Raw genomic sequence first — 21,952 nt, 5'->3', positions numbered from 1 at the left:
ACTTGCGTGAGACGGGTTATATCGGATACGTCCCCCTGCGGGCGACAGAACAACAGGGGATGGTCTCCTGAAATGGGAACGACCCGGATGGAGGATGGCAAATCTTGACGGGTAAGCGTTCAGCCCTTTTTGTTTCTGTCTGCGTGCTGCCTTTCTTTCTGACGGAAGGAAAAGGTGCACGGGCCGCAGCCACGGATGACGGTGCACGCGCACCTGCCTCCGTCTCTGCCGCACGGCAGGCCAGACTCTCGGCGTCAACCTCCACTACGTCCGGACGCTCCGGCGGGGTGATTGAAGATATTTCGGTCTCCGGGAATACCCGTATCGAGACCAACACCGTGCTGTCCTACATGGTGGTGCGTCCGGGAGATACCTTTAGTCAGGAAGATCTGGATCGCTCTTTGAAGACGCTCTATGCCACGGGGCTGTTCAAGGATGTGTCCATGCGGCGTGAGGGAGGAGTCCTCCATGTGCGTCTGGTGGAAAACCCGATCGTCAACCGCATCGTGTTTGAAGGCAACCACGCCGCGAAGGATGAGGACCTGCGCAAGGTCATCGCCCTGCGCCCGCGTGCCGTGTATTCGGCAGAAACAACGGCGGACGACCGGCAGAAAATTCTGGACGTCTATGCGCAGAAGGCCCGCTACGCGGCTGTGGTGACACCGCAGATCGTGCGTCTGGCGCATAACCGCGTGGATGTCGTCTTCCAGATTAACGAAGGCCCGCAGACGCTGATCAGCAAGATCAGCTTTGTCGGGAACAAGGCGTTTTCCGAAGCGCGTCTGGGAGGCGTGGTTTCCTCCAAGGAAACCGCTTGGTACCGCTTCTTCTCTTCTTCTGATGAATATAACCCTGACCGCCTGAAATACGATGCGGAGCTGCTGCGCCGCTTCTATCTGGCGAATGGGTATGTTGATTTCGAGATGAAGAACGCCACCGGCGAGCTTTCTCCCGACCGCAAGTCCTTCTACGTGACGTTCACGCTGAACGAAGGGATTCGCTACCGTCTGGGGAAGGTGGATATCCGTTCCAGCCTGCGCCATGTGCCCGCGAAGTCTCTGCGTAAATATGTCGAGCTGTTTGCCCATCAGTGGTACGACGGTAAGGCTGTGCAGGATAACGCTACGGATATGGAGGAAACCCTTCAGGCCCAAGGGCATCCGTTTGCCATGGTGCGTCCGGAAATTGCGCGCAACCCGGAAAAGCACACCGTCAATCTGCTGTTTGATGTGAGCGAAGGCCCACGCCGGTATATTGAACGGATTGACGTGAACGGGAATACCGTCACGCAGGATAACGTTATCCGTCGTCAGTTGCCGTTTGCGGAAGGGGATCCGTACACCCCCAGCTACAAGAAATATGCCAAGCAGAGCCTTGAAGATCTCGGCTTCTTCAAAACCGTTGAGCTGAACGAAAATCAGGGCTCCGCGCAGGATCGGACGAACGTGTCTGTTAACGTGGTAGAAAAGCCGACTGGCGAATTCTCGCTTGGTGGCGGCTATTCAACGGACGTTGGCGTGCTGGGGAATATCGGTCTCAAGCAGCATAACCTGCTGGGCACGGGTGTTGATGCCGGTCTGTCTGGCACCATGTCCATGTGGCAGAAGCAGGTCGATCTTTCTGTAACAGATCCGGCGTTCCTCAACCGTAACCTTGTTGCTGGTATAGACCTGTTCGGGATTGAGAATAAGTATATGACTTATCAGAACTATTCTGAAAGTCGGTATGGTCTCACCCTTCGTATGGGGTACGCGTATAACCGCTATCTGTCACAGTCATGGAACTATAGCCTGATCCGCCGTAGTGTTGGGAACACGTGGGATCAGTCCTCTTGGTATGTGCTGGATCAGAAAGGCCATTCCACGCTCTCCCAGCTCAGCACCAATCTGGTGTATGATACGCGTGACAACCATATGGTGCCGCATAGCGGTTACATGGTGTCCGTCGGCGGCGATTTTGCTGGTCTTGGCGGGAACGAGCGTTATCTGCGTGGTAAGGTCAACGCGGCCTACTATATCCCGCTGGATGATCTGACAAACAGCCATGACTGGACCGCCTCCTTCCGTGCTGGCATGGGCTACATGACAGACTGGGGTGGTGGTCGCCACGATATTATCGATAACTTCTATCTGGGTGGTAACAACCTGCGCGGCTTCCTTGACGGTGGTGCCGGTCCGCGAAGTGTTGGCTATTACGGGCATTCAGCAGAAGATCTGATTGGTGGCCGTTTCATGTATACGGCGTCAGCCCAGCTTAACTTCCCCATCCCGTTCCTGTCGGACATGGGTGTTAAGGGCCGTGCGTTTGTTGACTCAGGCAGCCTCGCCGGTCTGCGTGTGCGCCGTAACCTGACTAACCCTGTCACGGACCGTCCGGATTATACGCGTGTTACCGGTGATACGCTGCGGCCGCGTGTTAGCGCGGGTGCAGGTTTCTCGTGGAAAAGTCCATTTGGCCTGCTGAATATCGATCTTGGTGTGCCTGTCATGCGCAGCCATAATGACCGTACACAGCTCCTACGCTTTGGCTTCGGCCAGCAATTCTGAGGTAATGATGCCTAAATTTAACAGAACAGCCGCTCTGTCTGCGGCTCTCCTGTCAATGTCCGTTGTGCTTGCACCGTCCGCCATGGCTCAGAATGCTGGGGGCGGCGGCTGGTTTGTGCCTAAGGCAACCCAGCAGCAGCCTGCACCGGCGGCTCCTCATGCCCAGCGTCGGGCTCCGTCTCCTGTTCCTTTGCCTGCTGCTCCGTCAGATAGCAGCGAAGCAGACCAGCAGACCCCGCCGGTTCTCCCGCTGCCGCCTATTCCTGCCATGCCGGATATAGCCAAAGGGAGCGCACCGCCTGCTACTGTGATCGGTGTGATCAGTGTCTCCGGCGTTATGCGTCAGTCCATGGCTGCCATGCAGGTGGAACGGACGCTGGGCGGGCGTCGTGATGCGCTGGCACAGGACCTGCAGAAAGAGCAGGCTGGATGGCGTGATGAGCAGCAGACCCTGCAGGCTCAGGCCAAGTCCATGTCATCGGACCAGATCCAGAGCCGTGAGCGCAGCCTTCAGAACCGCGTGATGAAAGCGCAGCGGGATTTCCGCAATCGCAACCGGATTATTCAGGAAGCCGCTCAGGTTTCTCTGGGTCAGATCGAGCGTGAACTGGTGCAGGTTATTCAGAAAGTGGCGGCCTCTCATGGTATGAATCTGGTGCTGCACAGTGAGCAGATTGCTCTGCATGTGGACGGGCAGGATATTACCAACGAAGTTGCCAAGCAGTTGAACACCATATTGCCGTCAGTCTTTATTCCGGATGCCAATGTGGACCCGGAAGTGCTCGCAAAGTCTGGTAAAATGCCGACGACGGCGGATGAGAACCAGAATATGCCAGCAACGGGTCCGGCTCCCGAAGTAGCCCCCGCTGCTCCAGCTACGCATAAGTAAGAATGACCAGCCACCAGAAGACTACCGGGCCAGCAAACCCCCGGTTCTTTACGCGTTCTGGTCCGTTTGACGGGCAGGCTCTGGCGGACGCCGCTGGAGCCGAGCTGGTTCCTGCGCGGGACGGGAGCCTTCCCGCGCAGGGGTATGCCGGTATTGCGCCTTTGCAGGCTGCTGCCGCTCAGGATGTCAGCTTTCTGGATAACCGCCGTTATGCTCACCTTCTGGAGGGCACAAAGGCGGGGCTGGTTATTGTCGCTCCGGCGTTTGCGGGCAAGGTGCCCCCCCATTCCGCGGCGCTAATTTCTGCTACGCCGTATCTGGCTTGGTCGCGCGTTGCGCGGATGTTTCACCCCAAAGCGCCGGCGCAGGGGGGCATTCATCCCTTGGCAGTTGTGGATGCCACGGCCGTGGTCGACCCGTCGGCTGAAATTGGCCCGTTTGTTGTTATCGGGGCACGGGCTGAGATCGGCCCACGTTGTATTATCAATGCGCATGCCGTGGTAGGCGATGGTGTGATGCTGGCGGCGGACTGCCGCATTGGCTGCCATGTCACCCTCTCACACGCCACGCTGGGTGAGCGGGTGATTATCCTGCCGGGTGCGCGCATCGGGCAGGATGGTTTCGGTTTTGCCGTGGGGCCGAACGGGTTTGAAACAGTACCGCAGTTAGGGCAGGTAGTGCTCGAACATGACGTGGAGATCGGGGCAAACACCACGATTGATCGCGGTTCTGTTAATGATACGGTTATTGGTGCGGGCTCCCGGCTCGACAATCTGGTCCAGATCGGCCACAACGCCCAGCTTGGGCGGTGTTGTATCGTGGTGTCTCAAGCTGGGATTTCCGGGTCCACTGTGCTGGAAGATTATGTGACGGTTGCAGCACAGGCAGGCCTTATCGGGCATATCCGCATTGGGGCCAAGGCGCGTATTGGGGCACAGTGTGGCGTGATGTCCGATGTTGAGGGCGGCGCTGATGTGATTGGCAGTCCTGCCATGCCGTTCCGGGAATTTTTCCGGAATGTGGCGGTGTTGCGCAAACTGTCCAAAAAAGCGTCTGGACCGGCAGAAGGCGGTTCGGGCAAAGGGTGAACAGGTACCGGGCTCTGCCCGGCGGAAACAAGGTGGTCTAGGGGACGTGGAGACGAAACACGAATCGCAGCAGGACGTTCAGACAATCGAAGCGATTGACGTCACGCGGATTATGCAGGCGATTCCGCACAGATATCCTTTCCTTCTTATCGACCGGATGGTGGATATCAGGCTGGGGGAAGAAGCAACCGGCATCAAGAATGTCTCTGTTAACGAGCCGTTCTTCCCCGGTCATTTTCCCGTGCAGCCTGTCATGCCCGGTGTGCTGATTGTGGAAGCCATGGCCCAGACGGCGGCGACGCTGGTGGTGCTGACGTTGGGTGAGGCTTTTGAAGGCAAGGTTGTCTATTTCATGACAATCGAGAACGCCAAATTCCGTAGGCCTGTAGCGCCGGGTGACCAGTTGCGCATTCATGTTGTGAAGGAACGCCACCGCGCTAATGTGTGGAAGTTCCGCGGCGTGGCCAAAGTTGATGGTGTGTCCGTTGCGGAAGCGACCTTCAGCGCCATGATCATGGGTTGAGCCCCGTAATCTTTTCAGCTTAACTATTGAAAATAATCCTGATCTGCCCGGAAAACGCCTGTTTTCTGGGGCAGATATTCCCGTGTAGTCCGTATTACGCACGGGAAACAGACAGGTGAAAGAGGAGTGGAACGGGTGCATGCAGTAGGAGAAAACGGGAAGGCGCGTGTTCATCCTACCGCCATTGTTGCACCGGACGCTCAGCTTGGACGCGGCGTGGTGATTGGCCCGTGGTGCTCCATCGGTCCGCATGTGGTGATTGAAGACAATGTGGAGCTGATTTCCCACGTTGTGGTGGATGGGCACACGCGGCTTGGTGCCGGGTCCCGCTATTTTCCGTTCAGCACCGTGGGCATGGCCCCGCAGGATCTCAAATATAAAGGTGAGCCGACCCGGTGTGAGGTCGGCGCCCGTACGGTGGTGCGTGAGCATGTGACCATCCATCGCGGTACGGCGGTTGGTACCGGGTTGACGCGCATTGGGGACGATGTGCTGATTATGGCCAACGCCCATGTGGCGCATGACTGCACGCTGGGGAACCGGGTGATTATCGTCAATAACGTCGTGATGGGCGGCCATGTGACGATTGAGGATGATGCGCGGGTGATGGGCTCTGCGGCCATTCATCAGTTTGTACGTATTGGGCATGCGGCGCTGGTGGGCGGTGTGGCAGGCGTTGAAGCCGACGTTATTCCCTACGGCAGCGTACTGGGGAACCGCGCGCGTCTTGTTGGCCTGCACTGGATCTGGTTGCGCCGGAATGGTGTGACATCCGCCGAAATTCATCGGATGCGCAAGGCGTTTCTGACGCTCTATCCCAAAGGCGCTTCTGAGGATGGCCCGTTTGCGGCCCGTCTTGAAGTCATGCGGGATGAGTTTGGGGATGAACCCCGCGTGCGGGAAATTCTCAATTTTATTGATGCACCCAGCAGGCGCGGCCTTGTGCGCGTTGCGCGGGGTGATTTCAGCACGGCGGAAACCGAGGGCGCGTGAGCGCTCAGCCCGGCGCTGTTGGTATTCTGGCCGGGGGCGGTCCGCTTCCGGCACGGGTTGCGGAAGCGGTTGTGGCGGCGGGGCGGCCGGTTTTTATTCTCGGATTTGAAGGGTTTGCGGAGCCAGAGGTTATCAACCCATGGCGGCATCGATTTGTCCGCCTTGGCGCAGCCGGTCAGATGCTTGCCCTCCTGCGTGCGCATGGGTGCACGGACCTTGTGCTGATTGGCCCGATCCGTCGCCCCTCTCTGCGGAGCCTGTACCCGGATGCAGAAGGTGCGCGGATACTGGCCCGTCTGGGCCGGGCGCTATTTGCCGGGGATGACGGACTTCTGGCGGCTCTGGTGCGTATTCTGGGTGATGAAGGCTTTTGTGTTCGCGGTGCGCATGAATTTCTTGCGCATGCCGTGGTGCCACCGGGTATTCTGGGTCGTGTTGCTCCAGATGAGCAGGCTATGGCGGATATCCAGCGTGGTATTGAGGTTGTGCATGCGTTAGGCCGCATGGATATCGGGCAGGGCTGCGTGGTGCAGCATGGTCTGGTGCTGGCTGTGGAAGCCATGGAAGGCACGGACCGCATGTTGGCGCGGGCTGGCGAGTGTCGCCAGCCGGGTGAGGGCGGGGTGCTGGTCAAGCTCCTCAAGCCGGGGCAAGACAAGCGGGCCGATATGCCTACCATCGGGCCTGCTACCGTGCGGAACGCGCATCTTGCGGGGCTGCGGGGACTTGCGTTTGAAGCGGGGCATACTCTGCTGACGGACCGGGACGCCTGCGTGCGGGAAGCTGATCAGGTAGGTTTATTCCTGATTGCGGTAACCCCGGAGCCTCTTGCGCGCTAACATGGCAGCGAAATAGAGGAGAGAAGGCGCTATGGTACGATATCTGCACACAATGGTTCGGGTTAAAAATCTGGACGCGAGCATCGCTTTCTACAAACTTCTGGGAATGCATGAACTCCGCCGGCGTGACGTGCCGGATGGTCGCTATACGCTCGTCTTTATTGGTTATGCGGACAATGCCGCTGGTGAGGCCGAAATCGAACTGACCTATAATTGGGGGCAGGATGACGGGTACGATGTGGGCACCGGCTTTGGCCATTTTGCCATTGGCGTGCCTGATGTGGCGGCTGCCGTGGAGCAGGTGCGCATTGGGGGCGGGAAAGTCACGCGGGAGGCTGGGCCGGTCAAGTTCGGCACCTCGGTCATTGCGTTTGTGGAAGACCCCGACGGCTACAAGATCGAGTTGATCCAGCGCCCCGCCTGAGGGACGACCGCCACAGGCGGCAGGGAGCCTGTGGTCAGTTTACAGAAGTGTCAGGACTGCGGCTTTTGCTTCAGGCGGAGCAGGGCGCGGTCCAGAGACTCGTCAATGGTTCTGACAGCTTTGAGCACCAGAGGGTCCGTGCTGGTGGCAAGTTGCTCGGCGGCCAGCATGGCTGGTGAGAGGATATTCCGGATATCATGGCGGAGTTTGGGGTCTGCCTCGGTTGCGATCGGGGCAGGCTCTGCTGTGCCTATAGAGGCGTCCTCAAAAGCCGCATTGTGTGTATCCGGCTGACCTACTGATTCGGCGCTCAGGGCTGGTGTTTGCGCAGGATGTGTCGGGATGGGCGCGCCTTGCGCTAACGATTCTGCGGGATTCGGTGCCGCGGGGCGGGCAGGCGCGGCGGGAGTGGGGTGCCGAAAACGGGTGCCTAGCCATGCTCCTACCCCGGCGGTTAACGCGACGGGCAGAAGCCCGATGGGGAAGGAAAGGCCCAGCAGGCCAGCGGTTAAAGCCCCCAGAAGAGGGAGGCAGACTAGAAGCAGCACGATGCTGAGGGGGGATTGTGAGGTGCTCATGGAGAACCAGCCCTTCTTTTTGTCGGCACAGAGTGTGCTGAGACTCTGCCGATATGATTGACGTTCTCCTTTCTGAACATTATAAGCCGCCCCTTCAAGACAGGTGGCTTTGGGCTGCCTGCATATCTGTATCAATGAAGGGAGTGCCGTAATGAAGCGCACTTATCAACCGTCTCGGCTGGTCCGCAAGCGTCGCCATGGTTTCCGCGCACGTATGGCAACTGTTGGTGGCCGCAAGGTTATTGCCAACCGTCGTTCCAAAGGCCGTAAGCGCCTCTCCGCTTAAGCTTTTTCTGGCTTACGGACATCATGCAGCCGCATGACAGTCTGGAGGGAGCGGGAGCTTGGGCCGAGCTTGGGCCTGTTCGTTCCCAACGCCTGAAAAAGCGGAAAGAGTTTCTCTTTCTGGCCGCGCGTGGGCGTAAAGCGCCCGTGCGGGGGCTGGTGCTTCAGCTTTTTCGGCGGGCCGACTCCAATGCGCCGCGCATTGGCTTTACCGTGACAAAAAAAGTTGGAAACTCTGTGGTTCGCAACCGCGCCCGCCGAAGGCTGCGCGAGGTTGTCCGCATTGTGGAAACCGAAACACCTCTTAACGGCCTTGATCTGGTTCTGATTGGCCGCGCTGCAACCCTGTCCCGCTCTTTTACGGATCTGGTGGCAGATTTTCGCAAAGCCTTGCAGCAGTGTCTTTCTCAGGCTGACCGGGGCGCAAAGCCCGGCCACAAGTAAGATTTCTGCCTGTCCTGCGGGGCAGGAAGATACTTTCCCGGCTTGCATTCTTGCTCATCCTGCGCTGGAAACCAGAGTGTCGTGAAGACTCCGTGTTTCGCGGTTGAATTATCTGTTCCGTTTCGTGCAGGGGGGCCAGCAGGCCAGCAATGGATACAAGACGTCTGATACTGGCAACACTGCTGTCAGCTGTGGTTCTCATCGGGTTTGATTATTTCTTCCCGCAGGCGCCCAAGGCCCCTGTCACACAGCAGACAACGCAAAGTGTTTCTGCGCCGCCGTCTGGTGCCGCGCAGCCTTCCTCCACAGCATCCGCACTGCCTGCCGCTGGGGCAGCGGGTGAAGCCGATGGGCCTGACGCCCATCTGGTGATTGACGCCCCTGCTGTACAGGGCTCCATCAATCTGCGCGGTGCGCGGCTGGATGATCTGGTCCTTAAAAAATATCGGGAAACGGTCAAGCCGGACAGCCCGGATGTGCGCGTTCTGTCTCAGGGCGGAAGCAGCCGACCGGACTATATCGACTTTGGCTGGCGCGCCCCGGCGGACGTTTCCGTGCATCTGCCCGATGCGCACACCCTGTGGAAAGCGGACAGCACAAAGCTGGATGCTACGCACCCGGTAACGCTGTCATGGGATAATGGGCAGGGCCTGACGTTTGAAATTGCTCTGGCGGTGGATCAGGACTTCATGTTCACCGTCACCCAGCGCGTGCATAACGCCACGGGGCAGGCAGTGGCGCTGTATCCCTACTATCGCGTCAACCGTGGCTATACGCCGGAGACGAATGGCGGGATGCTGGTGCATGAAGGCCCCATTTCCGTCATTGATGGCCGCCTGAATGAAGGGTCCTACAAGACGCTACGGACCGAAGGCGTGCCGCCGGGGAATGTCTCATGGAGCCATCAGGGCACAGGCGGCTGGGCTGGCATTACCGATAAATATTGGCTGATGGCAGTTCTGCCGGACCAGACTGCGCAGGCCGTGGGGGCTTATACCTATCTGCCGGGCCAGAATCTGTATCAGGTCGGCTTTACGGCCACAGCGCCGGTGCAGGTGGCGGCAGGGCAGACGGGCTCTTCCGAGGCGCATGTTTTTGCTGGTGCGAAGGAAGTGCGTCTGCTTGGCCGGTATGAGCATGCTCTGCATGTGCCCATGTTCTGGAAAGCCGTGGATTTCGGGTGGCTGGCGTTCCTGACGCGCCCGGTGTTCTTCGTGCTGGACTGGCTCTACACCATGATGGGTAATTTTGGTCTAGCCCTGCTGACCTTTACCGTGATTGTGAAGCTGCTGTTCCTGCCGCTGACCATCAAGCAGATGCGCATGACGTGGAAGACGGCTCGGCTCAAGCCGAAAGTGGACCAGATTCGCGCTCGCTACAAAGATGACCCGATGGTGATGCAGCAGCACATCATGGGACTGTATCGGGAAGAGGGTGTGAACCTGTTTGGCGGTTTCCTGCCATTGCTTATTCAGGCTCCGGTATTCTGGTGTCTGTATAAGGATCTGTATGTCACCATTGAAATGCGCCACGCGCCGTTCTTTGGCTGGATCAAGGATCTTTCCGCGCCGGACCCGACGAACGTCTTTAACCTGTTTGGTCTGATTCCGTTTGACCCAGCACACGCGCTGTCCATTCTCTCGTTGGGTGCATGGCCTATTCTGTACGGGGCGACCATGTTCCTGATGCAGAAAATCAGCTCCAGTTCCACCAACATGGACCCGGCGCAGCAGAAGGTGATGACATTCATCCCGCTGGTCTTCACCTTCTTTATGGCGCATCAGCCAGTTGGTCTGGTGATTTACTATGCATGGAGCAATCTGCTGACGGCGTTGCAGCAGTTCATTATTCTCGGGCGCTTTAAGGCGGCTGACAAAAATGCCGATGGCAAGACGACGGTAGTGAGTAAGCGCTGATGCCTGAAGCCGGAACAGACTTTCGTGACCTGACGAATGACGAGCAGATTGCCGCCGCTCTGGAAGACGGACGGCTGCTTTTTGCCGGGTCTTGCGATTTTATTTTCGGGGCGCAGAAGCTCGGGCAACTGCCGCCGCAGACTCTGCCTGAAATTGCCTTTGCGGGGCGGTCCAATGTGGGCAAGTCCTCCCTGATCAATGCGCTGACGGGCCGGAAGGCCTTGGCCCGGGCCTCTTCCGAGCCGGGCCGCACCAAGCAGTTGAACTTTTTTGATCTCGCCAACCGGCTGATGCTGGTGGACATGCCGGGTTACGGCTTTGCCAAGGCGGCCAAATCGGTCAAGGAAGACTGGCAGGAGATGATGTTTGACTATCTGCGTGGCCGTCCCGGCCTGCGGCGGGTGATGCTGCTGCTGGATGCGCGGATTGAAATCAAACAGCATGATCTGGACATGATGAAGCTGTTGGACCGCGCGGCTGTCAGCTTTCAGGTGGTGCTGACCAAGTGTGATGCGGTGAAACCAGCCGCCATGGCCCGCAAGGAAGAAGAGGTCTTGGCTTTGAACAAACGCCACCCTGCGGCATGCCCCTTCCTGTCCCTGACCAGCAGTGAGACCGGGCTGGGTATTGAGCAGTTGCGGGCAGAACTCGCGGCCTTTGCGGTGCCTCCACAATAAGTTTCCCGGCAGAATTATCGAGCAGGATTTTCAGCCCATGACCAACCCTTCTTCCTCCTTGCCTGATGTGCAGCATGAAGCTGCTGTGCTGGCCGGTGCGCTGCCGTATCTGCGCCGCTATGCGGGTGATACGATTGTGGTCAAATACGGCGGACACGCCATGGGGGACCCGGAACTTGCGCTGACCTTCGGGCGGGATATTGCCCTGCTCAAGCTGGTTGGTATCAATCCGGTTGTGGTGCATGGCGGCGGCCCGCAGATCAACCAGATGCTGGAGCGGCTGGATATCCGCTCCACGTTTGTGGACGGCCTGCGCGTGACGGACGCCAGCATGGTTGACGTGATCGAAATGGTGTTGGCCGGGTCCGTCAATAAGGAAGTGGCGGAGCTTATCAGTCAGGCTGGTGCGCTGGCGGTGGGGATTTCCGGCAAGGACGGCAAGTTGATTACCGCCCGCAAGCTGGCCCGTACCGTGCGGGACCCGGACAGCCAGATTGAGCGTGTGCTGGATCTGGGCTTTGTGGGGGAGCCGGTGAAGGTTGACCCTCGGGTGATTTACGCTCTGTCTGGCTCTGGCCTTATCCCGGTCATTGCGCCGGTCGGTCTGGGTGAAGACGGCGCGACCTATAACATCAATGCCGATACCGCTGCGGGTGCTGTCGCCGGGGCCGTGCATGCCACGCGCCTGTTGATGCTGACGGACGTGCCGGGTGTGCTGGATAAAGACGGCAAGCTTATCCCGGAGCTGACCGCCGAGCAGGCTCGTCAGGCCATTGCGGATGGCGTGATTACCGGCGGCATGATTCCCAAGGTGGAAACCTGTATTCAGGCCGTGCAGGCCGGGGCGCGGGCTGCGGTTATTATCAATGGTCGCACGCCCCATGCCTGTCTGCTGGAATTGTTTACGGCATCCGGCTCCGGCACCCTTATTCGCGCCGAGTAAGCCGCGCGGGCTCGTTCCTGCGGGCTGGTTTGCGTGGACATGCTCGTGTAGGCCCGGACTGTATGGGCTTGCCTGACGTGTCTCTCGCCAGTGCTGTCGGGTTAGCCGCATCGGCATCTCGTCCGGGGTCTGCCCGGTTTTGATGCAGGCTAATGGCAGGTGTCCCACTCCGGCGCGTTGACAGGAGCGTGCCCTGTCCGCATGGTTCCCTACCTCTTTTTGCCGGTTGGTGGCGTTGCCCTGACCCTCTGTTCATCTTGTCTGACGGTGTTGTCCCATGACTGAAGAAACTCTCCGCGCTCACATTGAAACCCTGTGGGAAGCCCGTGACCGGGTTTCCTCCGCCACGACGGGTGAAGACCGCAAGGCGATTGAAACCGCTCTGGAAGCGCTTGATTCCGGGCGTCTGCGTGTTGCGGCACCTAGTGAAAATGGCTGGATGGTGCATGAATGGCTGAAAAAAGCTGTTCTGCTTTCTTTCCGTCTGAATGACAGCGTTGTCATGCCCAACGCTGCGGCTGGCGGCCCGGCGTTTGATAAGGTTCCCGTCAAGTTTCAGGGCTGGGATCAGGCGCGTTTTGAAAAAGCCGGATTCCGCGTGGTGCCGGGGGCCATGGTCCGCTACTCCGCTTACATCGCGCCGGGTGCGGTGCTGATGCCGAGCTTTGTGAATGTCGGTGCCCATGTGGGCAGCGGCACGATGGTCGATACGTGGGCGACTGTTGGAAGCTGTGCGCAGATTGGCAGCAACTGCCACATTAGCGGCGGCGCTGGCATTGGTGGCGTTCTGGAGCCATTGCAGGCTGCCCCGGTGATTATTGAAGATAACTGCTTTATCGGTGCGCGGTCCGAAGTAGCGGAAGGCGTGATTGTGGAGCGTGGGTCCGTGCTGTCCATGGGCGTGTTCCTCGGGGCATCCACCAAAATTGTGGACCGTGCGACGGGCGAAATCTTCATGGGCCGCGTCCCGGCTTATTCCGTCGTGGTGCCGGGCACGTTGCCCTCTTCCAACCCGGTTGGGGCGGATGGCCGCCCGAACCCCAATCTGGCCTGTGCTGTGATTGTAAAGCGGGTGGATGAGCGCACACGCTCCAAGACCTCCATTAATGACCTGCTGCGCGACTAAGCAGACTCTTCTCGGGCAGAACGCATGATCTCTTCAGCGCCAGACCAGACCATCTCAACCGAACCGCAGGCCGGGCTTTTGCCTGACCTGACGGATCCGGTGGCGGTCACGCAGGCGCTGATTCGTCACGCCTCTGTCTCGCCCGATCCCGGCCCAGCCCAGCAGGTTCTGGCGTCCATGCTGGAGGCGCTTGGCTTTAGCGTTATTTCTTTGCCGTTTGGCGAGGGCGCGGAGCGCACGCCCAATCTGTTCGCCCGTCTGGGCACAGAAGGGCCGCATATCTGTTTTGCGGGGCATACCGATGTTGTGCCCCCCGGTGCGGAGAGTGCGTGGACCTACCCGCCTTATGCGGCGGAAGTTGCGGACGGTATTCTCTACGGGCGTGGCGCGTGTGATATGAAGGGCGGCATTGCGGCGTTTGTTTCCGCCGTGGCGCGCTGTGTGCGGCAAGGCGGGCTGTCCGGTTCCATTAGCCTGCTAGTTACCGGAGATGAGGAAGGCCCGGCCACCTATGGCACTTGTAAGGTGCTGGAATGGATGGCGGAGCAGGAGCAGATTCCTGATTTTTGCGTGGTGGGTGAGCCGACCAACCCTGCCGTTATGGGCGATATGATCAAGATCGGCCGCCGTGGCAGCCTGAATGCCCATATTGTGGTGGAGGGGGTGCAGGGGCATGTGGCGTATCCGCATCGGGCGGATAATCCGGTGCATAAACTGCTGGCCGTGCTCACTGCCTTGCGTGAGACGCCGCTGGATAACGGTTCTGACTGGTTTGAACCCTCCAGCCTACAAATTACCAGCATGGATGTGGGGAATACCGCGACCAACCTTATTCCTGCGACAGCGCAAGCGCGACTGAATATCCGGTTTAATGACCTGCATACCGGCGCGGGCCTAAAAGGCTGGCTGGAGACCCTCTGCCGCCAGCACGCGCCCACCGCACGGGTGGATGTGCGGATTAGCGGGGAGTCTTTTCTGACAGCGCCCGGCCCGGCAACGGACCAACTGGCACAGGCGGTGCAGACGGTGACGGGCCGAACCCCTAAACTGGATACGGGCGGCGGTACGTCTGATGCCCGCTTTATTGCACTCTATTGTCCGGTAGCCGAGTTTGGTCTGGTCGGGGCCAGTATTCACAAGGTGGATGAACACACCACACTGGCTGATCTGGAAACATTGACGACGATTTATAAGACCTTTCTGGAAGGGGTCATGGCGTGATTTCAAGTTCAGGTTCTGGCAAGCAGGGTAACGTTCGTAGAATTTTGCAGGGGATGCTCCTGCTGGCCAGCGGGCGACGGGAGGGAATCGGGTGTTTTCAGGGCACGCGGGACTCTTTTGGCGCGGCTTTGGCACCGCAACTGGCGTTTTTGCTGGTTGGTGTTTTTCAGGCTGTCCTTCAGCCAGACAAGGCGCTGGGCTTTACCAAACTCCTGCTTTCCTTGTGTGTGGTGCTGCTACCTGCGGTGGTCTCTCAGTTCTATGCCCACAAATGGGGGCGGGATGCGCTGTGGCTGCGTTACATTACAGCGGCAACATGGTGCGGCTGGGTTGTGGTGCTTATATCCGTGGTGGCCACGGTTCTGGCAGGGGTATTATTCCCACCGCTTCTGCATCAGGCAGGCTTTATGGCCTCTCTGATGGTTACGGTCTCTCTCTACGAAATGTGGCTGCAATGGTATGTGGCGCGCGTCGGGCTCGGGCTGAGCCGGGGGCGCGCCGCGTTGCTCTATGTCTCGGTGCTGCTCGCAACACTGGTTCTGTATGGCCTCGCGGCTCTGCTGCCGCCGCATTATGTTGTGATGAAAGACCTGCTCCAGCCGATGATTTCCATCAAGCCGTCCCATTGATCTGGCGGATTATAGAAAAGTAAGTCGGGGAAAAGTCGCTACGTTTTGTTTTTGAAAAGCCTGCGTCACGCTGAGGAATTTTTTCTCAGACAACGCAGGCTTTTTTGTTGCTTCTATGCCCTGACGCGGATTTTCTGGGCGCACAGGCGTTTGGTGTTCTGAATTTATTTCAGATGCGTAAAGTCCAGCAGCAGCAGGCTCAATACGGCCAGTCCGGCGAGTGACAAAATGACAGTCATTGTTACCCGTCCTCCGGCTTGCGTGACAGTCCGGGCATCCACCCCGAGCCCGAGGGCCGCCATGGAGATGACGGTCAGTACTGTGGCGATCTGATTGGTTGGCGCGACCAGCCCTACTGGCACCAGACCAAAGCTGCGGCACAGCATAAGAACCAGAAAGCCCAGAATGAACCACGGGACAAACTGTGCAAAGCCTGCGCGTTTGGTGGGGGCTGGGCCAGCGGTTACGTCACTTCCATCGGGTGCTTCGGGAGCCATGCGGGGGGCGAGGAGGGAGAGGACAAAACAGACCGGCCCCAGCATGAGCACCCGTACCAGCTTGACGACAGTACCCGTCTGCACCGCCAGCGTACCAAGTGGGGTTGTCGCGGCCAGCACCTGTGGCACGGCATAGACGGTCATCCCGGCAAAAACCCCGAAGGATAAGCCCGTCATGCCAGCGGCAAGCCCCAGTAATGGCAGGCCGAGAACCACCACCACACCAAAAACGGCGGTAAAGGCGATGGAGGCCGCAACATCTTTGGCATCCGCGCGGATAACGGGGGCGACGGCGGCAATGGCGGAGTTCCCGCAAATGGCATTGCCGCAGGCCACAAGCAGCGCCATGCGGGGCGGCAGGCCCAGCACCGTGCCGATACCAAAGCTAACCAGAATGGCAGTGGCGACAACGGCGGCAATGCCAGCCAGCAACATCGGGCCGAGAGACATCACCCGCGCCGCACTAATGGAAACCCCTAGCAGCACGACAGAAATTTCCAGTAGGGTACGGGCGCTGAAAGCAATGCCTTCATGCCAGTGTGTGTTCGGCGTCCACAGGCTGCGCACGCAGGTGCCAAGTAGAATGGCCAGTACGAGGGCTTCCAGCCATGCCTTGCCAAACAGCAGCACTTCGAGCGACTGAAGGGCGTAGGCCGCAGCGGTGATGGCGACGCATAAGCCAACGCCGGGTAGGAGGCTGCGAGTAGTGCGGAGTAGAGCGAAATGGGCAGGGTAGGGCATCTGAATTTCCTTCTGCGCTCTGATTTAGGCGCAGAAGATCAATCAATCCAACGCATTGTTTTTCTCATTTTAATCAGTAAAAATGATTGATAAGGAGGAGCAGCCGTGACGCTTGAGCAGCTTCGTATTTTTTTGTGTGTGGCTGAGCGCGAGCACATGACAGAGGCCGCGCGTGCCTTAAATGTCACGCAGTCGGCTGTGTCTGCCGCCATTGCCGCGCTGGAAGCCAGACACCGGGTCCGCCTGTTTCATCGTGTTGGTCGTGGGATTGTGCTGACTGAGGCGGGAACGCTGTTTTTGGCAGAAGCGCGGATCATTCTGGACCGTGTTCGCGTGGCGGAAGCCATGCTGGATGATCTAAGTGGTTTGAAGCGCGGCACGCTGCGTGTGGTGGCCAGCCAGACCATTGCGGCCTACTGGCTGCCGCCTGTGCTCTCGGCGTTTCGGGAGCGGTTTCCGCATATCGACATCATGCTTGAAATTGGCAACACCATGCAGGTGGCTGCCCATGTGCAGGCTGGCCAGTCTGACCTCGGGATTGTGGAAGGTAAGGTAGACAATCCCGTTCTGGCGCAGTGGCCCATTGCGCAGGACCAGCTTGTGTTGGTGCAGGTCTCGCCGTTTAAAGCCGAGGACTGCACGCCTCAGGCTTTGCAGAAAGCCCGCTGGATTATGCGGGAGCAGGGGTCCGGCACCCGTTCCACGCTGGACGAGTGCTTGCGCCAGATTGGTGTGGTGCCAGAAACATTGCAGGAGGCGCTGGTATTGCCCTCCAATGAGAGTGTGCGCACGGCTGTGGAGGCCGGGGCAGGACTTGCGGGTCTGTCCTCACTGGTGGTCGCACCTGCGCTCGCGGCGGGCACGCTGTATGCGGCGCCTGTTACCTTCGGGCCGCGTGTGTTTTTTGGGCTGCGGCATAAGGAACGGTATCGGAGTCAGGTCGTTGAGGCTTTGACGGATTTTATCGCACAACGTTCCGCGAAGTGAGGGAAATGGGCATGGACATCCTTGCACAGCTTGGGCTGACGGTGCCGGTTTTTCAGGCTCCGATGGCTGGCGTGGCCACACCTCATCTGGCCGCAGAAGTGTCGAACGTAGGAGGGTTGGGGGCGCTGGGGCTGGGGGCCGCAAAACCTGAGCAGGCCCGCAGCCTGATAGCGGATGTGCGTGCCAGAACGGACCGGCCCTTCAACGTTAATTTCTTTGTGCATCAGGCGCCGAAGCGGGACCCGGAGCGTGAGGCGCGTTGGCTGGAGTGGCTCGCACCTATTTTTGCAGAGTATGGTGAGCGTGCTCCTGAAAAACTCTCATCACCATACACAAGTCTGCAAGATGACCCGGAAATGATGGCGCTTCTGCTGGAGGTGAAACCCCCGGTGGTCAGCTTTCATTTTGGCCTGCCTCCGGCCTCCTGCGTGACAGCCCTTAAGCAGACGGGTGCTGTGCTTTTGGCAACAGTGACAAGCCCTGCCGAAGCATTGGCAGCGGAAGCCGCTGGAATGGACGGCGTGATTGCGCAAGGCGTTGAGGCCGGAGGGCATCGGGGTCTATTTGATCCAGATGCTCCGGATGACACGCTGGGCACCCTGCCGCTGGTGCGTCTGCTCAGCCGCCAATGCCACGGGCCAGTGATTGCGGCTGGCGGGATTATGGATGGCGCAGGTCTTGCGGCGGCACTGGACCTAGGTGCTGTGGCGGCACAGATGGGCACGGCGTTTCTGCTCTGTCCGGAAACAGCATTGGAAGAGGGGTATAGAAAAACCCTGATAGGGCAGGCGGCTTTTCACACCCGTCTCGTCAGCCTGATTTCAGGCAGGCCCGCGCGGGGTTTGCCCAACAGGTTTACAGCTCTGGCGGATAGCCCCGACAAACCCCCGTGCCCGGATTATCCAGTGGCGTATGATGCCGGGAAAGCTCTTGCCCGTGCGGCTCGGGCACAAGGAGACGCAGGTTTTGGCGCCTATTGGGCGGGGCAGGGGGCACCGCTGGTCCGCGCTCTGCCAGCAGGCCGCCTGATGCGGGAAATTCTTGCAGAATATCAAGATATTTTAAAACAGCGGGTGCGGGATGTTCAACGACCGCCGCACGTTTAACGCTATATTGGGAGACCAGCCGTAGCCCCGTGTTACGCGGCGGGTGGGTCGTCTGAAAACGGATCCGGGTTGTAGCCAACGCCGGTTAGGTACAGACCTTCTGGCGGTGCGGTCGGGCCACCGGCGGTGCGGGAGCGGGCTTCCAGCGCTGTGCTGATGCGTTCCGGTTCCCAGCGATCTCTGCCGACCAGCACGAGGGTGCCGACCATATTGCGCACCTGATGATGCAGGAAAGACCGGGCGCGGGTGCGGATGTGAATTTCCTCCCCCACGCGCTCGATGGTCAGGCTGTCCAGCGTGCGGACGGGGTTTCTGGCCTGACACGCGGCGGCGCGGAACGATGTGAAATCATGCGTGCCAACAAGTCTCTCGGCCCCTTGCCGCATCCGGTCCAGATTCAGGCGGGCGCGAACATGCCACATATGGGTCGCCCCAAGGGCCGGGGGGGCCGGACGGTTGATGATGCGGTATAGATAGGAGCGCCATGTGGCGGAAAACCGCGCACTCCATTTTTCCGTTACTCGCGCGGCCTGAAGCACGGCAACCGGGTTGGGCTTGAGGTGATAACTCAAACCATCCCGCACGATGTGGGGGGCGAGGTTCATATCCGCGGGAAAGTCCAGATGCGCAACCTGCCCGGTGGCATGAACCCCGGCATCTGTTCGCCCGGCGGTAATGCTGGAAATGCGGCGTCCGTTAGCCATGCGCATGGCTGCGGCTTCCAGAAGGCCCTGCACGGAGGTGCCGTCATTCTGCTTCTGCCAGCCTACCAGACCTGTACCGTCATATTCGATTTTTACCGCCCAGCGCTGGAACGGAAAATCGGCCTCATGGGCCGCATGTGGATCAACAGGAAAGACGGGAGACTGTTCGAGGGAGAACGGTTGCTGCTCTGTCATTCGGGTGCTGAGGCGGCTGAGGCCGTATGATAGAGGCGCGTGCCTACTGGCATAGGCTGGCCGCGTAGAAAGGCGTCTGCCTCCATCATGCCGCGCCCCGGTTTTTGCAGGCGGGTCAGGCGGAGCGCGCCTGTACCGCAGGCAATGGTCAGATTCTCATCCAGCACGGTGCCGGGGGAGGCATTATGTGTGTGGTCAGGCAGCGGGATGGCCGCGCCGATTTTCAGCACAGTGCCGTCGGCCTGTAGTGTAAAGGTGCCGGGCCATGGGGTGAGGGCACGAATACGCAAATCCAGCGCCGTGGCGGACTGGGACCAGTCCAGTCGTCCATCCTCCCGCGTGAGCATTGGGGCATACGTCACCCCATTTTCGGGCTGGGGTGTGGGGGCAGGGCGTTCAGCCAGAACACGTACGGCCAGTTGCCCACCCATGGCGCTCAGGGCATCATGCAGGCTGGTGGCGGTGGTCTTTGCGGTAATGGGCACGGCCTCACGCAGTAGCATGGGGCCGGTATCAAGCCCGGCTTCCATCTGCATGATGGTCACGCCGCTTTCTGTATCCCCTGCCAGAATGGAACTCTGAATGGGGGAGGCCCCGCGCCAGCGCGGCAGCAGGCTGGCATGGATGTTCAGGCAGCCAAGGCGCGGGGCATCCAGCATGACCTGTGGCAGAATGAGGCCGTAGGCGGCCACAATGGCGGCGTCGGCCTCAAGGGCTGCGAAGGCGGCCCATTCTTCCTCGTTTTTACGGAGCTTTTCCGGGTGGCGCACTGGCAGGCCGAGGGCTTCCGCCGCCTGCTGCACGGGGGAAGCCCGCAGCGCCTTGCCTCGGCCAGCGGGGCGCGGGGGCTGGGAATAGACAGCGACAATCTCGTGCCCTGCGGCATGGAGGGCGTGCAGGGCAGGCACCGCAAAGTCCGGCGTGCCCATAAAGATAAGGCGCATGGTATCCAGCCCTCCGGCTTATTTCCGCTTCTGTTCCTTGGACAGCCGCCGCAGGATCATGTTGCGGCGCAGCACGGAGAGGTGGTCCACAAACAGGATGCCTTCCAGATGGTCAATTTCATGCTGCATGCAGGTGGCCAGCAGGCCATCCACTTCACGCTCCATCACATCGCCCGCCACAGTGCGCCACTGGACGCGCACTTTTTCCGGGCGCGTGACGTCCGCGTACTGGTTTGGCAGGGAAAGGCAGCCTTCTTCATGCACGGACAGCGTTTCTGTCTCGGCAATGACTTCCGGGTTGATCATCACGATCGGTTCCCGCGCGTCTTCCTCGCCGAGATCAACCAGCGCAAAGCGCAGGCTGAGGCCAACCTGTGGGGCGGCCAGCCCGATACCGGGGGCGGCATACATGGCGGAAAACATGCTGGGCAGAACCCGGCGAATGTCCGCCATATCTTCCGGTTTTACCTCACGCGTCTTGCGCCGCAGCACGGCATGCGGGGCAATGAGGATGGGCATGGGGGCGGCCTCTGCCGCCGCAGCGGAAAAAGCTGCATCTGTCATGGCTGCGTCTGTCATAGGCCCGATTTAACCTCCCGCGCTCCGCTACGCCAGAGGAAGATGGGGCGCAGGACACAAAAAGCGTGGGAAATATGCCGCACTCCTGTCCAGAACATAGGGGGAGGCCGCCCGTGCAGCCTGCTCAGGCCTGCGCCCGCCTGCGTGCAGTCTTGCGTTTTTCCGTGTCTCTCCCATATCGTGAGGGAAGCCGGGTGCCATGAAGGGCCCGGTTTCTGTCTCGCTCAGAAAGGGGAGGCTTTATGTCTGGCAGAGTATTCGGCTCACCGATGTTTTTGGGGTTTGACCATCTTGAGCAGATGCTTGAGCGGGCCAGCAAAGGGAACGGTGATGGCTACCCGCCCTATAATATTGAACAAATTGCCCCCAACGGGCTGCGCATTACCCTAGCCGTGGCTGGCTTCCGCATGGATGACCTCCAGATAACGCAGGAAGACAACCAACTGGTGATCCGTGGCCGACAGGTGGAAGACGGTGAGGAACACGTCTATCTGCATCGTGGCATTGCCTCCCGCCAGTTCCAGAAGGCTTTTGTGCTGGCCGAGGGTATAGAAATTGGTGGAGCATGGCTGGATAATGGCCTGCTGCATATTGACCTGTTCCGCCCCCAGCCGGAAGTGCGCGTGAAACGGATTGAGATCATGCAGTCCGGTAGCGCGAAAACGGCTGCTGCTGCCAGCAGCGGGCTGAAACCACGGTCCTCCCGTATGCTGCATACGGTAGTGGAGGACTGAAAGGTCCGGCGCGGCGCTGGGGATCTTTTTCCGCAGGGCTGCGTTGATTTTCCTAGAAACGGAAAGGAGACATCATGAAAGTCACGACCCGGAACGGACGTGTTGTCCTTGCGTCTGACGAATCGGATAAACTGTTGGATGTCCATACACTTTCCGAAAACCAGTTTCGGTCTCTGGGTGTTTCCAATGTCGCTTATGTGCGCCCAGCACTGACAGAAGATGGCGAGGAAGGCTGCGCCATTCACGCAGCCGATGGCTCTCCGCTGGCGGTGGTGGAGGATATGGAAACCGCGTGGGGTGTCATTCTCCAGCACGATATGGTGCCAGCGACCCTCCAGTAAGCA

Annotated in this window: 24 protein-coding genes; 19 read left to right on the top strand and 5 right to left on the bottom strand. The window is 59.4% G+C overall.

Annotated elements, in window-relative coordinates:
* The first annotated feature begins 104 nt into the window (after positions 1 to 104).
* From bamA to gloA, 7 genes are all read left to right on the top strand, one after another.
* Positions 105 to 2,546 (top strand): outer membrane protein assembly factor BamA, encoded by a 2,442-nt coding sequence (gene bamA, locus AD949_RS03290; protein ID WP_048835812.1) that lies wholly within the window; start codon positions 105 to 107, stop codon positions 2,544 to 2,546.
* 4 nt (positions 2,547 to 2,550) lie between these two features.
* The gene (locus AD949_RS03285) at positions 2,551 to 3,435 is read left to right on the top strand and encodes an OmpH family outer membrane protein (protein WP_082064708.1); all 885 of its coding nucleotides are present in this window, start codon (positions 2,551 to 2,553) and stop codon (positions 3,433 to 3,435) included.
* Positions 3,436 to 3,437: 2 nt separating this feature from the next.
* A complete protein-coding gene (lpxD, locus tag AD949_RS03280) occupies positions 3,438 to 4,523 on the top strand; it encodes a UDP-3-O-(3-hydroxymyristoyl)glucosamine N-acyltransferase (RefSeq protein ID WP_048835810.1) in 1,086 nt (361 codons plus the stop codon).
* Positions 4,524 to 4,608: 85 nt separating this feature from the next.
* A complete protein-coding gene (gene fabZ / locus AD949_RS03275; protein ID WP_306308936.1) occupies positions 4,609 to 5,046 on the top strand; it encodes a 3-hydroxyacyl-ACP dehydratase FabZ in 438 nt (145 codons plus the stop codon).
* Positions 5,047 to 5,181: 135 nt separating this feature from the next.
* Positions 5,182 to 6,039: an acyl-ACP--UDP-N-acetylglucosamine O-acyltransferase gene (gene lpxA, locus AD949_RS03270; protein ID WP_048835893.1), complete on the top strand. Its 858-nt coding sequence runs from the start codon at positions 5,182 to 5,184 to the stop codon at positions 6,037 to 6,039.
* Complete coding sequence (locus AD949_RS03265) at positions 6,036 to 6,878, top strand: LpxI family protein (RefSeq protein WP_048835809.1); 843 nt, start codon at positions 6,036 to 6,038, stop codon at positions 6,876 to 6,878. Before lpxA ends, AD949_RS03265 begins: the two co-directional genes overlap by 4 nt.
* 31 nt (positions 6,879 to 6,909) lie before the next feature.
* A complete protein-coding gene (gene gloA, locus AD949_RS03260; protein WP_048835808.1) occupies positions 6,910 to 7,302 on the top strand; it encodes a lactoylglutathione lyase in 393 nt (130 codons plus the stop codon).
* 50 nt (positions 7,303 to 7,352) lie between these two features.
* Here the strand turns inward: gloA and AD949_RS03255 are convergent, their stop codons facing one another.
* On the bottom strand, positions 7,353 to 7,880 hold the full coding sequence (locus tag AD949_RS03255; RefSeq protein ID WP_048835807.1) for a hypothetical protein: 528 nt from the start codon (positions 7,878 to 7,880) through the stop codon (positions 7,353 to 7,355).
* A 151-nt stretch (positions 7,881 to 8,031) separates the two neighbouring features.
* Here AD949_RS03255 and rpmH point away from each other — a divergent pair, with 151 nt between their 5' ends.
* From rpmH to AD949_RS03215, 8 genes are all read left to right on the top strand, one after another.
* Positions 8,032 to 8,166 carry a 50S ribosomal protein L34 gene (rpmH, locus tag AD949_RS03250; RefSeq protein WP_025829074.1) on the top strand — a complete coding sequence of 45 codons (135 nt, stop codon included), beginning with the start codon at positions 8,032 to 8,034 and terminating at the stop codon, positions 8,164 to 8,166.
* Between the two features lie 23 nt (positions 8,167 to 8,189).
* Complete coding sequence (gene rnpA / locus AD949_RS03245) at positions 8,190 to 8,609, top strand: ribonuclease P protein component (protein WP_048835806.1); 420 nt, start codon at positions 8,190 to 8,192, stop codon at positions 8,607 to 8,609.
* A gap of 149 nt (positions 8,610 to 8,758) precedes the next feature.
* Positions 8,759 to 10,525: a membrane protein insertase YidC gene (gene yidC, locus AD949_RS03240; RefSeq protein ID WP_048835805.1), complete on the top strand. Its 1,767-nt coding sequence runs from the start codon at positions 8,759 to 8,761 to the stop codon at positions 10,523 to 10,525.
* Positions 10,525 to 11,202, top strand: a complete 678-nt coding sequence (yihA, locus tag AD949_RS03235; protein ID WP_048835804.1) for a ribosome biogenesis GTP-binding protein YihA/YsxC — start codon at positions 10,525 to 10,527, stop codon at positions 11,200 to 11,202. The genes yidC and yihA overlap by 1 nt, the downstream gene beginning before the upstream one ends.
* A 37-nt stretch (positions 11,203 to 11,239) precedes the next feature.
* Positions 11,240 to 12,145 carry an acetylglutamate kinase gene (gene argB, locus AD949_RS03230; protein WP_048835803.1) on the top strand — a complete coding sequence of 302 codons (906 nt, stop codon included), beginning with the start codon at positions 11,240 to 11,242 and terminating at the stop codon, positions 12,143 to 12,145.
* A gap of 277 nt (positions 12,146 to 12,422) precedes the next feature.
* Positions 12,423 to 13,271: a 2,3,4,5-tetrahydropyridine-2,6-dicarboxylate N-succinyltransferase gene (gene dapD, locus AD949_RS03225; protein ID WP_048835802.1), complete on the top strand. Its 849-nt coding sequence runs from the start codon at positions 12,423 to 12,425 to the stop codon at positions 13,269 to 13,271.
* Positions 13,272 to 13,295: 24 nt separating this feature from the next.
* Positions 13,296 to 14,492, top strand: a complete 1,197-nt coding sequence (gene dapE, locus AD949_RS03220) for a succinyl-diaminopimelate desuccinylase (protein WP_082064706.1) — start codon at positions 13,296 to 13,298, stop codon at positions 14,490 to 14,492.
* Positions 14,489 to 15,121, top strand: coding sequence for a hypothetical protein (locus AD949_RS03215; protein ID WP_244463363.1), 633 nt, complete (start codon positions 14,489 to 14,491; stop codon positions 15,119 to 15,121). The genes dapE and AD949_RS03215 overlap by 4 nt, the downstream gene beginning before the upstream one ends.
* A gap of 164 nt (positions 15,122 to 15,285) precedes the next feature.
* Here AD949_RS03215 and AD949_RS03210 read toward each other — a convergent pair whose 3' ends face one another.
* Positions 15,286 to 16,359 carry a YeiH family protein gene (locus tag AD949_RS03210; RefSeq protein ID WP_048835800.1) on the bottom strand — a complete coding sequence of 358 codons (1,074 nt, stop codon included), beginning with the start codon at positions 16,357 to 16,359 and terminating at the stop codon, positions 15,286 to 15,288.
* A 105-nt stretch (positions 16,360 to 16,464) separates the two neighbouring features.
* Between AD949_RS03210 and AD949_RS03205 the strand changes: the two genes are divergently transcribed.
* Both AD949_RS03205 and AD949_RS03200 read left to right on the top strand, forming a co-directional pair.
* Positions 16,465 to 17,346 (top strand): LysR family transcriptional regulator, encoded by an 882-nt coding sequence (locus tag AD949_RS03205; RefSeq protein ID WP_048835799.1) that lies wholly within the window; start codon positions 16,465 to 16,467, stop codon positions 17,344 to 17,346.
* Between the two features lie 11 nt (positions 17,347 to 17,357).
* Positions 17,358 to 18,452 (top strand): NAD(P)H-dependent flavin oxidoreductase, encoded by a 1,095-nt coding sequence (locus AD949_RS03200; protein ID WP_048835891.1) that lies wholly within the window; start codon positions 17,358 to 17,360, stop codon positions 18,450 to 18,452.
* A 32-nt stretch (positions 18,453 to 18,484) separates the two neighbouring features.
* On the opposite strand, the gene truA is transcribed toward AD949_RS03200, so the two are convergent.
* The 3 genes from truA to def are packed head-to-tail and all read right to left on the bottom strand — an operon-like array spanning position 18,485 to position 20,874.
* A complete protein-coding gene (truA, locus tag AD949_RS03195) occupies positions 18,485 to 19,351 on the bottom strand; it encodes a tRNA pseudouridine(38-40) synthase TruA (protein WP_082064705.1) in 867 nt (288 codons plus the stop codon).
* Complete coding sequence (gene fmt, locus AD949_RS03190) at positions 19,348 to 20,295, bottom strand: methionyl-tRNA formyltransferase (RefSeq protein ID WP_048835798.1); 948 nt, start codon at positions 20,293 to 20,295, stop codon at positions 19,348 to 19,350. The genes truA and fmt overlap by 4 nt, the downstream gene beginning before the upstream one ends.
* A gap of 18 nt (positions 20,296 to 20,313) precedes the next feature.
* On the bottom strand, positions 20,314 to 20,874 hold the full coding sequence (gene def / locus AD949_RS03185) for a peptide deformylase (protein ID WP_174766755.1): 561 nt from the start codon (positions 20,872 to 20,874) through the stop codon (positions 20,314 to 20,316).
* Between the two features lie 242 nt (positions 20,875 to 21,116).
* Between def and AD949_RS03180 the strand changes: the two genes are divergently transcribed.
* Positions 21,117 to 21,608 (top strand): Hsp20 family protein, encoded by a 492-nt coding sequence (locus AD949_RS03180; RefSeq protein WP_048835797.1) that lies wholly within the window; start codon positions 21,117 to 21,119, stop codon positions 21,606 to 21,608.
* Between the two features lie 74 nt (positions 21,609 to 21,682).
* Positions 21,683 to 21,949: a DUF1150 family protein gene (locus AD949_RS03175; RefSeq protein WP_048835796.1), complete on the top strand. Its 267-nt coding sequence runs from the start codon at positions 21,683 to 21,685 to the stop codon at positions 21,947 to 21,949.
* The last annotated feature ends 3 nt before the right edge of the window (positions 21,950 to 21,952 follow it).

Origin of the sequence: Acetobacter orleanensis (assembly GCF_001581005.1) — a bacterium.
GTDB classification, from domain to species: domain Bacteria; phylum Pseudomonadota; class Alphaproteobacteria; order Acetobacterales; family Acetobacteraceae; genus Acetobacter; species Acetobacter orleanensis.
This window is presented reverse-complemented; position numbering and strand designations above follow the sequence as displayed.

Bases quoted from the DNA above. Each gene is read 5' to 3' on its own strand.
- AD949_RS03285 (WP_082064708.1), top strand. From the start codon at position 2,551: ATGATGCCTAAATTTAACAGAACAGCCGCTCTGTCTGCGGCTCTCCTG.
- lpxD (WP_048835810.1), top strand. From the start codon at position 3,438: ATGACCAGCCACCAGAAGACTACCGGGCCAGCAAACCCCCGGTTCTTT.
- gloA (WP_048835808.1), top strand. From the start codon at position 6,910: ATGGTACGATATCTGCACACAATGGTTCGGGTTAAAAATCTGGACGCG.
- AD949_RS03255 (WP_048835807.1), bottom strand. From the start codon at position 7,880: ATGAGCACCTCACAATCCCCCCTCAGCATCGTGCTGCTTCTAGTCTGC.
- rpmH (WP_025829074.1), top strand. From the start codon at position 8,032: ATGAAGCGCACTTATCAACCGTCTCGGCTGGTCCGCAAGCGTCGCCAT.
- rnpA (WP_048835806.1), top strand. From the start codon at position 8,190: ATGCAGCCGCATGACAGTCTGGAGGGAGCGGGAGCTTGGGCCGAGCTT.
- yidC (WP_048835805.1), top strand. From the start codon at position 8,759: ATGGATACAAGACGTCTGATACTGGCAACACTGCTGTCAGCTGTGGTT.
- yihA (WP_048835804.1), top strand. From the start codon at position 10,525: ATGCCTGAAGCCGGAACAGACTTTCGTGACCTGACGAATGACGAGCAG.
- argB (WP_048835803.1), top strand. From the start codon at position 11,240: ATGACCAACCCTTCTTCCTCCTTGCCTGATGTGCAGCATGAAGCTGCT.
- dapD (WP_048835802.1), top strand. From the start codon at position 12,423: ATGACTGAAGAAACTCTCCGCGCTCACATTGAAACCCTGTGGGAAGCC.
- dapE (WP_082064706.1), top strand. From the start codon at position 13,296: ATGATCTCTTCAGCGCCAGACCAGACCATCTCAACCGAACCGCAGGCC.
- AD949_RS03210 (WP_048835800.1), bottom strand. From the start codon at position 16,359: ATGCCCTACCCTGCCCATTTCGCTCTACTCCGCACTACTCGCAGCCTC.
- AD949_RS03200 (WP_048835891.1), top strand. From the start codon at position 17,358: ATGGACATCCTTGCACAGCTTGGGCTGACGGTGCCGGTTTTTCAGGCT.
- truA (WP_082064705.1), bottom strand. From the start codon at position 19,351: ATGACAGAGCAGCAACCGTTCTCCCTCGAACAGTCTCCCGTCTTTCCT.
- fmt (WP_048835798.1), bottom strand. From the start codon at position 20,295: ATGCGCCTTATCTTTATGGGCACGCCGGACTTTGCGGTGCCTGCCCTG.
- def (WP_174766755.1), bottom strand. From the start codon at position 20,874: ATGACAGACGCAGCCATGACAGATGCAGCTTTTTCCGCTGCGGCGGCA.
- AD949_RS03180 (WP_048835797.1), top strand. From the start codon at position 21,117: ATGTCTGGCAGAGTATTCGGCTCACCGATGTTTTTGGGGTTTGACCAT.
- AD949_RS03175 (WP_048835796.1), top strand. From the start codon at position 21,683: ATGAAAGTCACGACCCGGAACGGACGTGTTGTCCTTGCGTCTGACGAA.